Annotated in this window: 13 protein-coding genes; 10 read left to right on the forward strand and 3 right to left on the reverse strand. The window is 64.0% G+C overall.

The annotated features are described in order from the left end of the window. From ACODS2_RS08810 to ACODS2_RS08825, 4 genes are read left to right on the forward strand one after another with little or no spacing between them, the layout of a single operon-like run. The gene (locus tag ACODS2_RS08810; protein ID WP_488998470.1) at positions 1 to 1,425 is read left to right on the forward strand and encodes an FAD-binding oxidoreductase; all 1,425 of its coding nucleotides are present in this window, start codon (positions 1 to 3) and stop codon (positions 1,423 to 1,425) included. Continuing rightward, complete coding sequence (locus ACODS2_RS08815) at positions 1,422 to 2,738, forward strand: MFS transporter (RefSeq protein ID WP_488998471.1); 1,317 nt, start codon at positions 1,422 to 1,424, stop codon at positions 2,736 to 2,738. Before ACODS2_RS08810 ends, ACODS2_RS08815 begins: the two co-directional genes overlap by 4 nt. A 42-nt stretch (positions 2,739 to 2,780) precedes the next feature. Beyond that, positions 2,781 to 3,554: a helix-turn-helix transcriptional regulator gene (locus ACODS2_RS08820; protein ID WP_488998472.1), complete on the forward strand. Its 774-nt coding sequence runs from the start codon at positions 2,781 to 2,783 to the stop codon at positions 3,552 to 3,554. Further along, the gene (locus ACODS2_RS08825; protein ID WP_488998473.1) at positions 3,554 to 4,300 is read left to right on the forward strand and encodes a FadR/GntR family transcriptional regulator; all 747 of its coding nucleotides are present in this window, start codon (positions 3,554 to 3,556) and stop codon (positions 4,298 to 4,300) included. The genes ACODS2_RS08820 and ACODS2_RS08825 overlap by 1 nt, the downstream gene beginning before the upstream one ends. Before the next feature lie 97 nt (positions 4,301 to 4,397). Here the strand turns inward: ACODS2_RS08825 and ACODS2_RS08830 are convergent, their stop codons facing one another. Continuing rightward, a complete protein-coding gene (locus tag ACODS2_RS08830) occupies positions 4,398 to 7,880 on the reverse strand; it encodes an indolepyruvate ferredoxin oxidoreductase family protein (RefSeq protein WP_488998474.1) in 3,483 nt (1,160 codons plus the stop codon). A 114-nt stretch (positions 7,881 to 7,994) separates the two neighbouring features. Here ACODS2_RS08830 and ACODS2_RS08835 point away from each other — a divergent pair, with 114 nt between their 5' ends. The 4 genes from ACODS2_RS08835 to ACODS2_RS08850 all read left to right on the forward strand — a co-directional run bounded on the left by ACODS2_RS08835 (position 7,995) and on the right by ACODS2_RS08850 (position 10,884). Next, positions 7,995 to 8,450 carry an Lrp/AsnC family transcriptional regulator gene (locus ACODS2_RS08835; RefSeq protein WP_488998475.1) on the forward strand — a complete coding sequence of 152 codons (456 nt, stop codon included), beginning with the start codon at positions 7,995 to 7,997 and terminating at the stop codon, positions 8,448 to 8,450. Between the two features lie 452 nt (positions 8,451 to 8,902). Then, entirely contained in the window at positions 8,903 to 9,820 is a 918-nt protein-coding gene (locus tag ACODS2_RS08840; RefSeq protein WP_488998476.1) for an NAD(P)/FAD-dependent oxidoreductase, read from the forward strand. Between the two features lie 49 nt (positions 9,821 to 9,869). Then, positions 9,870 to 10,400, forward strand: coding sequence for a PRC-barrel domain containing protein (locus ACODS2_RS08845; RefSeq protein ID WP_488998477.1), 531 nt, complete (start codon positions 9,870 to 9,872; stop codon positions 10,398 to 10,400). Positions 10,401 to 10,419: 19 nt separating this feature from the next. Then, a complete protein-coding gene (locus ACODS2_RS08850) occupies positions 10,420 to 10,884 on the forward strand; it encodes a hypothetical protein (RefSeq protein ID WP_488998478.1) in 465 nt (154 codons plus the stop codon). Positions 10,885 to 11,064: 180 nt separating this feature from the next. Here ACODS2_RS08850 and ACODS2_RS08855 read toward each other — a convergent pair whose 3' ends face one another. Then, complete coding sequence (locus ACODS2_RS08855) at positions 11,065 to 12,621, reverse strand: DHA2 family efflux MFS transporter permease subunit (protein ID WP_488998479.1); 1,557 nt, start codon at positions 12,619 to 12,621, stop codon at positions 11,065 to 11,067. Between the two features lie 242 nt (positions 12,622 to 12,863). On the opposite strand from ACODS2_RS08855, the gene ACODS2_RS08860 reads away from it, so the two are divergent. After that, positions 12,864 to 13,793 carry a type III polyketide synthase gene (locus ACODS2_RS08860; RefSeq protein ID WP_488998480.1) on the forward strand — a complete coding sequence of 310 codons (930 nt, stop codon included), beginning with the start codon at positions 12,864 to 12,866 and terminating at the stop codon, positions 13,791 to 13,793. Then, the gene (locus ACODS2_RS08865; protein WP_488998481.1) at positions 13,790 to 14,284 is read left to right on the forward strand and encodes an isoprenylcysteine carboxyl methyltransferase family protein; all 495 of its coding nucleotides are present in this window, start codon (positions 13,790 to 13,792) and stop codon (positions 14,282 to 14,284) included. The genes ACODS2_RS08860 and ACODS2_RS08865 overlap by 4 nt, the downstream gene beginning before the upstream one ends. A 4-nt stretch (positions 14,285 to 14,288) precedes the next feature. Here the strand turns inward: ACODS2_RS08865 and ACODS2_RS08870 are convergent, their stop codons facing one another. Beyond that, entirely contained in the window at positions 14,289 to 14,651 is a 363-nt protein-coding gene (locus ACODS2_RS08870) for a hypothetical protein (RefSeq protein WP_488998482.1), read from the reverse strand. Positions 14,652 to 14,813 lie beyond the last annotated feature (162 nt).

A 14,813-nucleotide genomic window follows, 5' to 3' on the forward strand; every position in this document is an offset into this window, starting at 1 on the left:
GTGACGGCGCCCGCTCCCGCGCCCGAGCGGGCGCCGCTGCCAACCGCGTTTCTGGCGGCACTCGAGGCCCGCTTCGGTGCGAGCCTCCAGCTTGGCGAGGCGGTCAGGCGGCAGCATGGCAGCAGTGAGAGCCACTACCAGTCGATGCTGCCCGATGCCGTCGTTTACGCGCGTTCGACCGAGGACGTGGTGGCGCTGGTCCGGCTGTGCACCGCTGCCGGAGTACCGCTGGTGCCCTTCGGCGCAGGCACCTCGATCGAAGGAAATGCTGCGCCGGTCCATGGCGGGGTTTCGCTTGATTTGTCCGAGATGCGCGCGATCCGCGAAGTGAACGCCGAGGACTTTGATTGCACGGTCGAAGCAGGTGTCCGCCGCGTGCAGCTCAACGAGCACTTGCGCGATTTGGGTCTGTTCTTCCCGATCGATCCCGGCGCCAACGCCACGATCGGCGGCATGGCCTCCACACGTGCCAGCGGCACCAATGCCGTGCGCTATGGCACGATGCGTGAGGCCGTGCTGTCGCTGCGCGTGGTCACACCTGACGGCCGCGATATCCGCACCGCAACCCGCGCGCGCAAGTCTGCGGCGGGATACGACCTCACCCGGCTGTTCATTGGCTCGGAAGGCACACTCGGCATCATCACCGAAATCACGCTGCGGCTTCATCCGATCCCGGAACAGATCTCCTCGGCGGTCTGCGCTTTCGATACGCTGGCAGGCGCGGTCGATACCGTCGTTCAGTCGATCCAGATGACCGTGCCGCTGGCGCGCGTCGAGATCCTTGATGCGATGCAGATGAAGGCGGTCAACGTCTGGTCGAAGCTCTCCTACCCCGAGCTACCGACCTTGTTCTTCGAGTTCCACGGCTCGCCCACAGGCGTTGCCGAACAGGTCGCGACGGTGCGCGAGATCGCGGCGGGCAATGGTGGCGGCGAATTTGCGTGGTCGAACCTGCCTGAAGAGCGCAACCGGCTGTGGAAGGCACGACACGAGGCCTATTATGCCGCAGTAGCGCTGCGCAGCGGTGCGGTCGGCTGGGCGACCGATGTCTGCGTGCCGATCAGCCGACTTGCAGAATGCATAGCCGAAACCCGGCTGGACCTCGACCGATCCGCGATCCCTGCGACGATCCTCGGCCATGTCGGAGACGGCAATTTCCACGTGGTGTTCTCCATCGATCCGGATGCGCCAGACGAGATGGAGGAAGTCGAGGGGATCAATGCACGGCTGATCGAGCGCGCGCTTGCCATGGACGGCACGTGCACGGGCGAACATGGCATCGGGCTTGGCAAGCAGGACTGGCTGGTGCGCGAGCTGGGTGAGGACACGGTGGATCTCATGCGCACGATCAAGCGCGCGGTTGATCCGCATGACCTGTTCAACCCCGGCAAGATCTTCCAGCTCACACGACCGAGCGAGGCGTGACCAAGGTAGACCTGCCCTTGGGGGCGAACGCTGCATCCCCGTTCGGCCGAGCGCTTCCCCCGCTGCTCATCCTCGCACTGATCATGGCCACCGGCTTCACCGCGATGGGTTCGTTCGGTGTCGTGCAGGAGGGGGCGAAAGCCGAACTGCACCTCAGCGACACCGCGTTGGGGCTGATCCAGGGCCTTGGCGCCGCGATCCCTCTCGTGGTCTTCTCGATCCCCATCGGCATTATGGTCGACCGCGCGCACCGCGTGCGGCTGATCGCGGCCATGGCGATCCTGTGGACGCTCGGCACTGCCTTGACCGCGCTGGCACCGAACGTGCCGCTGCTGTTCATCGCGCGCATGCTCACCGGTATCGGCACGACCGGCGCGCTGACCGCCGCGCTGTCGCTCGGCGCAGATCTGTGCGCCGCGCCGCAGCGCGGGCGTGCGCTGCTGATCGTGAACCTGGGCAAGAGCCTCGGCGTCGCGGCGGCTTTCGGGCTTTCGGGCTGGCTTTACGGCCGGTTCGTGGGCGCGGAGATGCCGGCGTGGTTGGGCACAGGCCAGCCCTGGCGCAGCACCCACCTTGCCCTTGCGCTGCTCAGTGCGACGTTGCTCGTTCCGATCGCTGCGCTGCGTGAGCCGGAGCGGCGCGATGTCGAGGCGGGGCCGCGCGCCCCGTTTGCCACCCTGGCTCGCGAACTGCTGGCGCGATGGCGGTTTCTCGTGCCGCTGTTTGCGGGGCAGGTCGCTGTCGTGATGGCCGACGTGGCCGCCGGCGTGTGGATTGCGCCCGTGCTTTCACGCGGCTTCCACCAGCAGCCGCAGGAGTTCGGCGCATGGCTCGGTGCGGTGGTCTTCGGCGCGGGTCTTCTCGGCGCAGTGCTCGGCGGGCTGTCGGCTGACTGGGGGCAGCGCAGCGGCCGACAGGGCGGCCTGTTGATCGGCGCGGTCGTTGCCGCAGGGCTCGGCATACCAGCGGCTCTGTTTCCGATCTTGCCGACGGTTGCCGGGGTCGGCGTTGCGCTTGGCGTGCTGATCGCCTGCGGGGCGGTGACCGGTCTTGTCATCTCGGTCGCGCTCACTGTCTACATCCCCAACGAACTGCGCGGGCTTTGCATTGGCGCGTTCATCGCGGTGGCCGGTCTGCTGGGCTACGGGCTGGCCCCGCCGCTGGTGGGCTGGGTGAGCACGCTGCTCGGCGGTGAAAGTCATCTTGCCATGGCCCTGGCCCTGGTCGGGGTCGTCGTCTCCACGATTTCCTTTGCGACCTTCATCGCAGCGATGCGCAATGCGCCCAGACCGGTCGAACACCAACCTGTCTGATAGCTCTTGCCAAAAGCTATCTGACAGGTTAGCGAAGAACGCATGAGCAACCCTTTCCCCCGCAGCGTGATCGTCTCGCCGGAAATGACCACACTGCTGGGCTGCGGCAGCGTGGACGGCGTTTCGCTCCCTCCCGACTCCGCGCTTCTGGTTTTCGGTCTCAGAGACCAACCGAGCGTGCGCGTGGCCGCCGATACCACTGCCGAGCCGCTCGAAACGCCCGTCGAAGGCGAAGCAAGCGTCTCGTTTGTTGTTGCGCGCGCCGCGCTGGCACGCGTGTTCGGATGGGAACCAGACGATCTCGACGGCGAGCGCTTTCATCTGAGCTCGGATGTCCGCGCCATCGCGTTGCGCCTGTTCGATTGTGCCCTGCCAGGCGAACTGGCGCAGACCTATCGGCTGGCCAAGAGCATCGAGCTGCTCTGCGAAGTTGTGCCGCTGCTGGCCTCGGGAGAGGCGGTCCCGATCGAAGGGGCGCTGACCCGCTCTGACAGCGAACGGATCGTGGCAGCGCGCCGCCTCATCGATGAGCGCTGGTCCGAGAAGCTTACCCTCGCCGGACTTTCGCGCGCCTGCGGGATCAACCGCGCCAAGCTCACCCGCGGGTTCCGTCTGCTCTACCGGTGCACCGTGGCCGAAGCGCTCGCTGAGCGGCGGCTCGCTGAAGCCAGCCGTGCACTGCTGACCACAGACCTGCCCGTCTCGTCGATCGGCTTTGCCAGCGGATACCTCAACAACGCCAGCTTCAGCCGCGCCTTTGGCCGCCGCTACGGCGTGTCGCCGAGCGAATTTCGCAGCTGCCGGATGGCCGCCTGATGGCAACGCAGGCGGCTCCCGATCAGCGTCCGCGCGAGACGGGTGGATCGACACTGGTCCAGCGTGCGGTTGATGCGGTCAACGCGCATATCGTCGAGAATCAACTCAAGGTGGGGGACACCCTGCCGGGCGAAGGCCATTTTGCGGCCAAGCTCGGTGTCAGCCGGGCCGTAATGCGTGAGGCGTTCGGCGCGCTCGCGGCGCTGCGGCAGATCGATGTCGGCAATGGCCGGCGCCCGCGCGTGGGTGCGATCGACGGCTCGGTCATGGCGGCCTCGCTCGATCACGCGATCGCGACCGCGCAAGTCTCGATGGCCGAAATCTGGGAAGTGCGCCGCACGCTCGAACTGCGGACCGCAGAACTGGCCGCGCTGCACCGCAGCGACGCCCAGGCAGAGCAAATGCGCACGTTGGTCGATGCCATGGGCGAAGCGGGCGATGCCGGAGATATGCCCGCGCTGATCCGCCATGACATTGAATTTCACCAGTGCGTTTCAGCCGCGAGCGGCAATGCGCTGTTTCACCAGATCATCCGCTCGTTTGAAGCGATGATGAGCCTTGCCGTACCCACCGCCTGGCAGACCCGAACCAGCGTGGAGCAACGCGCCGCGATCCTGGGGCACCACCGCGCGCTGGCAACAGCGATTGGCGAACGTGATCCGGTTGCCGCCGCGATGGCGATGAACGTGCATTTCGACACGTCGATCGGTGACATGCTGCGGCAGAGTGAGCGCGGAGGCGGCTAGCCGCTCGTCGCTTCGTGGGCAATGGCCGCTGGCAGAAGCCCTTTTTGCGCAGAGTCGCGCACGGCAGATTGCAGGTCATTCAGAACCATGATCGACCTCAGGCTGCCGAGCGTGTCATCTGAGTCTTCGGACTGGCCCATTCACTGAGCAGTGCGGCACGCCGTGCTTCGGCTTCGCGCATTGCAGCCTCCTTGACTGCACCGAAGCCGCGAATATCCCGGGGCAATGAGGCCAGTGCGGTGGCAATCTCAAGGCCATCCGGGTGCAATTCGTCGCAAAGCTGGCCGATCATCGCGATATAGTCGTCGCGCCAGCGGCGCTCTGCACGGCGCTCGACCGTCCGGCCGAATGGATCGGCCCAGCTGCTGCGCACGCGCCTTGCCGACGCGAGCAGCCGGAAGGCGGTGAATACCCAAGGGCCGAACTTGCGCTTGGCTGGCCGAGCCGTGCGTGGATCCACCTTGGAGAGGAATGGCGGTGCCAGCCACACACCGATCGAGCGGCGATCCGAGAACTGCGCGGCCAGGCTGCGCGCGAAGTCCGGGTCGGCGTAGAGCCGCGCAACTTCGTATTCGTCTTTGTAGGCCATCAGCTTGAAGGCGTTCTCGGCAACCGCGCGCACGAACCTCTGCCCGGCCTCACCGTGGGGCGAAGCGGCTTGCAACGCGCGCGTGATCAGGGCCCGATAGCGATCGGCGTAACCGCGATCCTGGTAAGCGACCAACTCGGCCTCAAGCCGCTCGGCAAGGGCAGTCGTGGTCTCGGCCTCGAGCGACGGCGCTGCGAGACCCGCAACGACCTCCACTACGGGCATATCGAGGGCCGCGAGTCGCCCCCAAGCGAAAGCCCGTCGGTTGGCGGCGAGTGCCGTGCCCAGGGCGACAAGGCCGCCGTCTATCGCCTCGAGAGACAGAGGCAGCAATCCGTTTTGCCAGGCAAAGCCCACCATCATCACGTTAGCGGCCACAGTATCGCCGAACAGTCCGCGAGCGAGCGCCGATGCGCGGAGCGGGAACGCGCGGCCCGCCCGGTCTGTCAGGGTTTCGAGGATCTGCTTGGTCGGCAGTGTAGCGTCGCGATCGGTCACGACGTCGGACGTCGGCGTTTCATCGGTGTTGAGCACCACGGCCGTCCGGCCCTGCGCAAGCTTCTGCAGCCCGTCGGGAGCCGCCGCGACTGTGCTGTCGGTCGCGATCATGAGATCGACCGTGCCCTCGCCGATCCGCACCGCGTGGATCGGCTGGCTGGCAGGCGCAATCCGCACCTGGCTGACCACCGCACCGTTCTTCTGCGCCAGCCCGGTAAAGTCGAGCACCGTCGCGTTCAGCCCTTCGAGATGCGCTGCCGTCCCGATCAGTGCGCCCAAAGTCAACACGCCAAGCCCGCCGATCCCGGCGACGTAGACGTTGATCACGCCCTGCAACGCCGGGATGTCTGGAAGGGGCATCACCGGGAACCGCTCGGCCTCGATTGCCTTGAGCCGGTCGTCATCGGGTTTGCGCAACACCGGCCCGTCGATTTCGACGAAGCTTGGGCAGAAGCCCTTCACGCAGGAAAAGTCCTTGTTGCAGCTCGACTGGTTGATCTGCCGCTTGCGGCCGAAAGGCGTCTCCAGCGGCTCAACCGCGATACAGTTGGATTGCACCGAACAATCGCCACAGCCCTCGCAGACGCGCTGGTTGATAAACAAGCGGCGATCGGGATCGGCCAAAGCCTTCCGCTTGCGGCGTCTGCGCTTTTCGGCGGCGCAGGTCTGGACGTAGAGAATGGCCGTGACCCCCGGCACTTCGCGTAGTTCGCGCTGCAACGCATCCATGGCATCGCGGTGGTGGACGGTTGTTCCGGGCGCAAGGTCGCTGGCCGCACGCCAGAACTCGGGCTCGTCGCTCACCAGATGGATCGCCGCTACGCCTTCTGCTGCAAGCTGCCGCGAAATGGCGGCGGGGTTCAGGGTGCCTTCGGCGGCCTGGCCACCGGTCATCGCCACGGCATCGTTGTAGAGGATCTTGTAAGTGATCGCGGTGCCTGCCGCGACGGCAGCGCGGATCGCGAGCAGCCCTGAGTGCTGATATGTGCCGTCGCCAATATTCTGGAAGATGTGCCGTGTCCGGGAAAAGGGCGCTGCGCCGATCCACTGCGCACCTTCACCGCCCATCTGGCTGAAGGTCGCCGTTTTCAGCGCGGGCTGCGCCAATGCCATGACATGGCACCCGATACCGCCGCCCGAGATCGAGCCTTCCGGCGTTTTGGTTGACGTGCTGTGCGGACAGCCCGAGCAGAAAAAGGGCTTGCGCGCCGGAAACGGAATGACCGTGGAACTGTCGGCGCGTGCATCAAGAACCTCGATCCGCTCCGCGAGGCTTTGCTCGAGTTCGCTCCCCGCCAGACGCCGCAGCAGCGCGCGCGCCACAACCAGAGGGGAGAATTCCATGGTGGCGCGGAGCAGCGGCTGACCGGCATGATCGACCTTCCCGGTGACGCGGGGGCGCCGCTCGGCCGGACTGCGATACAGCGCGGCCTTGAGCTGATCCTCGACGATCGGCTGCTTTTCCTCGACCACAAGGATTTCGTCGAACCGCTCGGCAAATCGCATCAGGCTAGCCGTATCCAGCGGCCAGCTCATGGCCACCTTGTAGACCGACAGGCCAAGGCGTTCGAGATCGGTACTATTCAGCGCAAGGTCCTCAATCGCCTGCATCAGGTCCTGGTGGGCCTTGCCCACGGTGACCACACAGAGGCGGCGGCGACGGGGATTGTCGATCACCGGGCTATCGAGGCGGTTGAGCCCGGCCCATGCGATGGCTGCCGGCAGCCGTTCGTCAAGCAGACGCCGTTCAAGTTCGGCGCGTTGGGCGGGCCAGGCAATCCGAGGATCCCAGTTGAGGCCATGCAGCGGAACGTTGCGCTCGGGGTGCAGAAACGCCGGATAGGGATCGGGCAGTTCGAACGACGCCGCGCTTTCGACCACCTCGGCGATTGTCTTCATCGCCACCCACAGCCCGCTGAACCGTGACAACGCCAGCCCGGCCAGACCGAGCGTGAGAATTTCCGCCACGTTCGCCGGCTGGAGGACAGGCATCATCACCGATTGGAAAATGCCGTCGGTCTGGTGCGGGTACATCGAGGATTGGGCCGCATGGTCATCACCTGCAACGGCCAGCACCCCGCCCAGCGCAGATGTACCGAGCATGTTGCCTGCACGAAAGGCATCCCCCGAACGGTCGACACCGGGGCCCTTTCCGTACCAGATGCCGAACACCCCATCGACGGACGTCTCGCCAAACGCCCGGTGCATCTGGGCGCCCCATAGCGCGGTCGCGGCGAGGTCCTCGTTGAGACCGGGCTGGAAAACAATGTCGTGCGCGCCGAGGTAACGCTCGGCCTTCCACAACTGCTGGTCATAGGCCCCGAGCGGTGAGCCCCGATAGCCCGAGATCAGTCCGGCGGTGTTGTGGTCGAGATGCCGGTCGAGCCGACGCTGCATCATCGGCAGGCGCACCAGGGCCTGAATGCCGGTCATGAACGTCGGCCCCGCTTCGCCGAGATAGATACTGTCGAGATCCGTTACCCGCCGCGCCATGCCTGCTCTCCCAATAAGGCCTTCAACCTATCAGAGAGGTTGTGGTAAGTGGGACCAAAGGTGCCTGCCTGACTCCGCGATTTTGGCACGTTTGCGCTATCAAAACGGGGAATCATGGCTGAAACGCACCAAAAGCTCGACAGCCTCGATCGGCGGATCGTCAATGTCCTGCGCTCCGACGGCCGAATCAGCTGGCGCGAACTTGCCGAGCGGATCGGGCTTTCCCTGACCCCAACGTTGCGACGCGTGCGGAGGCTGGAGTCAGCCGGGATTGTCAGGGGCTATGCGGCGCAGATCGACGACGAGCGGCTCGTCAACGGGATGACAGTGTTTGTTTCGGTCACGATGGAGCGTCAGGTCGAAGACATTCTGGCGAATTTCGAGGCAACGGTTGCCACCATGCCCGAAGTCTTGGGCGGCTTCTTGATGAGCGGCGGCGCCGACTATCTGCTGCAGGTCGTTGTCACGGGCCTGGATCATTATCAGACGCTGCTGGCGCAATTGACGCGGACCAAGGGTGTTGCCCATATCCAGTCGAGTTTTGCGCTGAGACACTTTGCTCGTGGCTAGCTATCGACGGTGCCTATACGCTTTCGAAACCGTTCAAGATCTGAATTGGCTGGTGCTGCCTGCCTGGCTGATCGTTAGCGACCGCGGGCGTAGATTTCATGCCCTGACCGTGGTTCGGTCAGTGCCGTTGGCCCGGATGATATCGAACACGCTTGCGACTGGGATTGGCAAAAACAGACATTGAAGCGCCTTCTGCAGAACGGCGCGAACCGGTCGGTTGCCGCCGGACGTTGAAGCCTTCCCTTGGGACTTGTCAGTCGTTCCGAACCGCCACTTGAATGACGGCTTTCGGCGTAATCGGACATTTCGGCCACCCCAGGGTGCCGACAATGTCGTGCAGCTCGGCGGCCTAGGCACCGGCAAGAGCCATGATGACTCACTGGTTCCGTCAGGAATCTTCCGGAACCGGCGAGCGCTTGATCGGTTGAGCAAAGATGCAGCCTCATTCTGCGATGAACGACACCCTCGACTGCCTGATTATCGGCGGCGGCCCTGCCGGGTTGACCGCTGCCATCTACCTCGCGCGGTTCCATCTGCGTGTGCGGGTAGTTGATCGCGGCGGCGGCCGGGCGCAGTCAATTCCCAAGACGCACAATCATGCCGGCTTTCCTGACGGTGTTGTCGGGGCAGAGTTGGTTGCGAACATGGCGCAGCAGGCACGCAATTTCGGTGCCCGGATCGAATGTGGTACCGTCACCGCCCTACGCCGGGAAGCGGCCAGTTTTATAGCGACCATCGGCAATGCAGAACAGCGCGTAAGGGCTGTTCTGCTGGCAACGGGCGTGAGCAATATTGCACCGCCGGGCATGGACCAGCCGCTGCACGATCGCGCTGTCGCGGGCAATCTGCTGCGCTATTGCCCAGTGTGCGATGGCTACGAGGTGACCGACGCCGATGTCGGGGTGATCGGCACGGGTGCGCACGCGGTGCAAGAGGCCTTGTTCCTGCGCAGTTTCACTGCACGCGTTACGCTCATCGCGCCGCGCACGGGCCATGATCTTGGCGCTGCCGATCAGGCGATGCTCGAGGATGCCGGCATCGCGCGCGTCGATGGCCCGATCATCGGTTATGCTATCGAACAGGATCATCTCTTGCTGGCCACAGCGTCTGCGCGGCAGGCGTTCGAGGCGGTCTATCCAGCGCTCGGAACGATCGTGCACAGCGATCTTGCAGCCGCGCTGGGTGCAACGGTGACCGGCAGCGGGTCTGTCGAGGTCGACGCGCACCAGCGCACCACCGTTGCGGGACTCTATGCTGCGGGTGATGTTGTGCTCGGCCTGGACCAGATCAGCCATGCGATGGGTGAGGCCGGGATTGCGGCGACGGCAATTCGCAACGACCTCAATGCGCGCTGCGCATTGCGCCGCTGAAATGAGTGTCTGGCTCACCGCCGCGCAGTGGATCGCACCCGCCGCAACCATGATCGCCGCCATGATGACCGCGGCAAACCTTGGCGCGCGGACGACAGGCTGGGGTTTCCTGGTATTTACGCTCGGTTCGGTGTGCTGGGCCTTGATCGGCGCATCGACCGGTCAGCCAAGCCTGCTCGCCACCAACGCGTTCCTCACGCTGGTCAATCTGGTCGGCGTCTGGCGCTGGCTCGGGCGGGAAGCGAAGTATCAGGATGGTGCGAGGACGGCCGCCGACAATAGCAAACATACGCCAGGGCCGTCGCTTGTTGCCGCAAGCCGGCTCAATGGCCTGGCAGTCACTGATCGCGCCGGGGTGCCGCTGGGCAGGTGCGTCGAAGCGTTGATTGACCTCGAAAGCGCCGCGATCAGTTATATTGTCGTGGCATCGCGCAATTCGGTTGGGCTCGACGAGGAATTGCGAGGGGTCGCGCGCGATTCGTGCAACTTCGGGGCCAATGCCATCACCTTCACGCTTGATGCCATTGCTTTTGGGCGAATACCCCTGCTGGCAGATCGCAACTGGCCAGCCCGGCTTTGATGAAACTTGAGGAGAACCCATGATCAACCCCTTCACCGCGTGGTCGCGCTTGGTCGCAGCGCAGGCCATCATGGCCGGCTCGTCGATACGCGCGGCCGAAACTCTGGCCGCCTCGCTTAGCGTCATCGAAAAGCGCACGGCGACCATGCGTGCGGCGCTAGCCGATCCGCTGACGGCCGATCAGGCTGAACTCGGGCGGATGGTGCCCGAGAAGATAACCGCGTTCTCGCATGCGGGTGAAGCATTGGCGAGCGGGATGCTGGCGTGGAATCGGGCAGTGCTGACCGAGGCGCAGCATCTTGGCATGATAACATCGCGCGGCCGCGCACCGACACTTGGCGAATGGCTGGAGCTAGCAGCGCGCGCTGCCGAATTCACTGTCGCCGCGTCGGAGCGGACCGCGCGGGTCGGCGCTGATGCGCTCACGCCCGTGCACGCCATAGCAACCGCAAATGCGCGTCGCCTGAGGCGGAGGCAACGGTAAGCAGACGCCGCGCCGCCGGTGCAGAATCGCACAGCGCCGCATCGTGCCGGGATTGCCGGTCAGCTATGCAACCCGCATCAGCCAGGGCCAGGGGCTCCCCTTGGAAATCGCTGCGCTGATCCTGCAACCCTGCCGGCTTTTGCGCCTTATCGACGCCTTGCGGACGCTCCCTGAGTAGCCTTAAATCCCAACTGGCGTTGGCGGTTTGCGCACGAACAGCACAAGCAATACCGCGAGTGCGGTTAGGATCCCGATCATCAACCACGCGTCGTTAACCGCGCCGACAAGCGCCGCTTTCTCGACCAGAGGACGCACCATTTCCTGCGCAAATTCGTCTGGTGGTTGGCCGATCTGCTCGAGAAACGCATTGCGGGGAATGCCGATCGCAACTGCGGTGCCGACATCGCCAGATTGCAATTTGGCCACGATGGCGTCAGCATTTGCGGCGCTGCGGCTGAATATGACAGTGTCGATGAGCGCCAGTCCGACAGCGCCGCCTAGGTTCCGCATCAGATTGAACAGTCCGCTGCCGTCTGCAACCAACCGTTCGGAGAGTTGGCCCAGCGCGAGCCGGGTCGGCGGAAGCAGGCAGAACATGATCGCCGCGCCACGCATGATCTGCGGCACCATCATCTCAGCGGCATCTGTGGAAAGGGTCTGGCGGCTGCTGAGCAGCAAGCCTGCTGCAAAGAGCGCAAACCCGGCGAAGCTCAGCCAGCGCGCATCGACCCGGCGTTCGAGCATCACGGCGACCGGCGCGGCCAAAAGCTGGGCCATGCCCGTTGCCAGCATGATCTCGCCGATCCGCAATGCGCCGTGCTCGCGCACCAGCCCCAGAAAAAACGGCATGAGATAAGTCGAACCGAACAGGCCAATGCCAAGTGCAAAACTGAGCGCACAGCCGATCGCGAAGTTGCGGTCCTGAAAGCATTTAAGCTCAACCAGCGGCCAGGCGGAGCGCAATGTCTTGCCGACAAAGATGGCCGCCCCGATCAGGCTAACAGTCAGAAATCCCAGCACGCGTGGGGCAGTCCAGCCGAGCGCTGGCGCGTCCTTGAGCCCGATTTCGAACGCCGTCAGCGAGACTGCCAGCGCGGCAAGCGCCAGCATATCGAAGGCGCGGGGCGTCCGCTGGTCGGCGATCCCGCCGCGCAGTGTTATCGTCGCACCGATGGCCGCAAGGATACCGGGCGCGATGTTGATGCGGAACAACCAGTGCCAAGACCAGCTTTCGGTGATCCACCCGCCGACGATCGGACCGACGGTGGGCGCAAGTACGGCGGCAACCCCGGCAATGGTCGTCGCCAAGGCCTGCGACCGGGGTGGAAAAAGCAGGAACACGGCTGAAAACACGGCCGGTATCAACGTACCGCCTGCAAACCCCTGTACGATGCGCCAGGCAATCAAGGTCTCGAAACTCTGGCTCTGCGCGCAGCCCACCGACGCTGCTGTGAACAGACAGACAGCAGCCACAAACAGCCGGCGCATGCCCAGCAGTCCGGTGAAATACCCTGTCAGGGGAATGGCTACGATTTCTGCCGTGAGGTATGCGGTCTGCACCCAGACCATCTGATCCGGGGCAATCCCCAGCGCATTGCGGATAGCCGGGAGCGAGGCCGCGACAATCTGGATGTCCAGAATTGCCATGAACATTCCAAGGGACATGATCAGAAAGCCGATCCATGTCTTCACGGAAGCGTAAGGCATGTCATCATTGTTCATCTGGAAATAGTCCATGCGGCAACCTTGGTTTATCAAGGGCATTTTATGTTTGTGATCCGCCAAGGAACTAACGTGGCGGAGGTTCGTTCCTACTGCGATCAATAATACCGGTGATCCGGTCAGACAGGACGGACATGACTCGACCGGTAACGCTTCTTGCACTTGCGACGGCCACCCCTGCACATATCCTGACGCAAGACGTTGCCATCGAAACGGCACGCACACTGCTTGGAGGAAGTTTTCGCGACTTCGAACGCATGACATCGGTTTTTGCCAACGCGGGCATCGCACAGCGCCAGCTTGCAAGGCCGGTCGAATGGTATCTCACCCCGCGCGACTTTACCGAGCGGACCGCAGTGTACCTCGAGGTCGCACTCGATCTGTTCGTCATGGCAGCAGAGGCCGCGCTCGCCGAAGCCGGGCTTGGTGCCGAAGCGATTGACACGATCGTCACCGTCTCATCAACCGGCATCGCGACGCCGAGCCTTGAAGTGCGCGCAATGGCCCGGATGGGCTTTCGCAGCGATGTCGCTCGCGTCCCCGTCTTCGGGCTGGGCTGCGCCGGCGGCGTTACGGGGCTTGGTCTGGCGGCCAAACTGGCCCGCGCCGCGCCGGGTTCGACCATATTGTTCGTGGCCGTGGAACTGTGCAGCCTCGCCTTGCGCACCGACAATGTCGGCAAGGCCGATATCATCGCCACGGCGCTGTTCGGCGACGGTGGTGCCGCCTGTGTCGTCACATCCGGCGATGAAGGGTTTGTGCAGCTTTGCGGGAACGCCGAGAAAACCTGGCCCGACACGCTCGACATCATGGGCTGGGAGATGGAGTCCAGGGGCATGGGCGTCGTGCTCAATCAAGCCATCCCGGCGTTTACGCGGCGCCATATGCATGAGGCGATGAAGCAATTGCTGGAGCCGCAGGGTCTCCAGATCGGCGATGTCGATCGATTCATCGTTCATCCAGGCGGGGCCAAGGTGGTCGATGCCATGGAAACCGCCTTGGGGCTCGGCCAGGGTTCGCTGGATCACGAACGCGAGGTCCTGCGGCTGCATGGCAACATGTCTGCGCCGACCGCGCTCTTTGTGCTCGATCGCGCGCGCGACGCAGGCCTTCCGCCGCTTTCAGTGCTCACCGCGCTCGGGCCGGGGTTTACCGCCAGTACGTTGACATTGAAGCGCGCCGCATGAGCCTGCCTTATGCCATCATGGCCCTTGTGACCCTGCAACGGCTTGCCGAACTGGTGATCGCCGAGCGCAACACGCGCAGGCTGCGCTCGCAGGGGGCCATCGAAATCGGACGCGAGCACTATCCGGTGATGGTCTTGCTCCATGCGTCATGGCTGATCGTCTTGTGGCTGTCGGTGGGCGGAAGGCCGGTAAACCTCGTGCTGCTGGGTATCTTCGTGGTGCTGCAGGCGTTGCGGGTTTGGGTTCTGGCGACGCTTGGCGCGCGCTGGACCACACGGATCATCGTGCTTCCGGGTCTCCCGCTGGTGACCAACGGTCCCTTCCGGTTTCTGCGGCACCCAAACTACTGCGTGGTGATCGGCGAAATCGCGATCCTGCCTCTCGTTTTCGGGCTCACTTTGGTCGCGATCGCCTTTTCATTCCTGAATGCGGCGATGCTGATTGTGAGAATTCGCAGTGAGTCACAGGCCCTTTACGGGGCAGCCGCTTAGGCCCTCAGCGCCTTGTGGCAATCTCGCGTTCGGCCTTTATGCGCAACATGGCCGCATGACAGATGGGTGAGGTTTGCTCGATCTTCGCGATCATGCAAGCCTCCACCCGCTTCCGGCTGAGCGAGTTCATTTCTGCCGGACACAACTGCCTCGCTTCGTGCGCGCACGCCTTCTTGCCGAGGTCCGGTTCGGCATGCGCCGACGCCCCAGCCCCGCCCAAAGCAAAAGCGATGAGGATTTTCGCAGCGAAACCACGCAAATCAGACGTCATTCTGGTCGTCGCCATCAAAAACTCCTGAAAAATGCAGATCTTCGCGAAATGCATCATGTGATCCACTGCCAAGCCGCAACTCGTCATTACCGCCATGGAGCATGAACGACAGCTTGAGGAGAAAGGTTGCATCAAACCGATTGCCGCCAGCAAATTTTCCCGATGCCCTTCACATGGAACCCCTTCCCATTTAGCCGCCGCCCCCCGCCCCCGCGCTGTGGTCAGGGAACTGGGCCCGTGCTGGTCGACCACGATGTT

The sequence above is a fragment of the Novosphingobium sp. FG137 genome (assembly GCF_057809735.1).

Bases quoted from the DNA above. Each gene is read 5' to 3' on its own strand.
- ACODS2_RS08820 (WP_488998472.1), top strand. From the start codon at position 2,781: ATGAGCAACCCTTTCCCCCGCAGCGTGATCGTCTCGCCGGAAATGACC.
- ACODS2_RS08825 (WP_488998473.1), top strand. From the start codon at position 3,554: ATGGCAACGCAGGCGGCTCCCGATCAGCGTCCGCGCGAGACGGGTGGA.
- ACODS2_RS08830 (WP_488998474.1), bottom strand. From the start codon at position 7,880: ATGGCGCGGCGGGTAACGGATCTCGACAGTATCTATCTCGGCGAAGCG.
- ACODS2_RS08835 (WP_488998475.1), top strand. From the start codon at position 7,995: ATGGCTGAAACGCACCAAAAGCTCGACAGCCTCGATCGGCGGATCGTC.
- ACODS2_RS08840 (WP_488998476.1), top strand. From the start codon at position 8,903: ATGAACGACACCCTCGACTGCCTGATTATCGGCGGCGGCCCTGCCGGG.
- ACODS2_RS08845 (WP_488998477.1), top strand. From the start codon at position 9,870: ATGATCGCCGCCATGATGACCGCGGCAAACCTTGGCGCGCGGACGACA.
- ACODS2_RS08850 (WP_488998478.1), top strand. From the start codon at position 10,420: ATGATCAACCCCTTCACCGCGTGGTCGCGCTTGGTCGCAGCGCAGGCC.
- ACODS2_RS08855 (WP_488998479.1), bottom strand. From the start codon at position 12,621: ATGGACTATTTCCAGATGAACAATGATGACATGCCTTACGCTTCCGTG.
- ACODS2_RS08860 (WP_488998480.1), top strand. From the start codon at position 12,864: ATGACATCGGTTTTTGCCAACGCGGGCATCGCACAGCGCCAGCTTGCA.
- ACODS2_RS08865 (WP_488998481.1), top strand. From the start codon at position 13,790: ATGAGCCTGCCTTATGCCATCATGGCCCTTGTGACCCTGCAACGGCTT.
- ACODS2_RS08870 (WP_488998482.1), bottom strand. From the start codon at position 14,651: ATGGCGGTAATGACGAGTTGCGGCTTGGCAGTGGATCACATGATGCAT.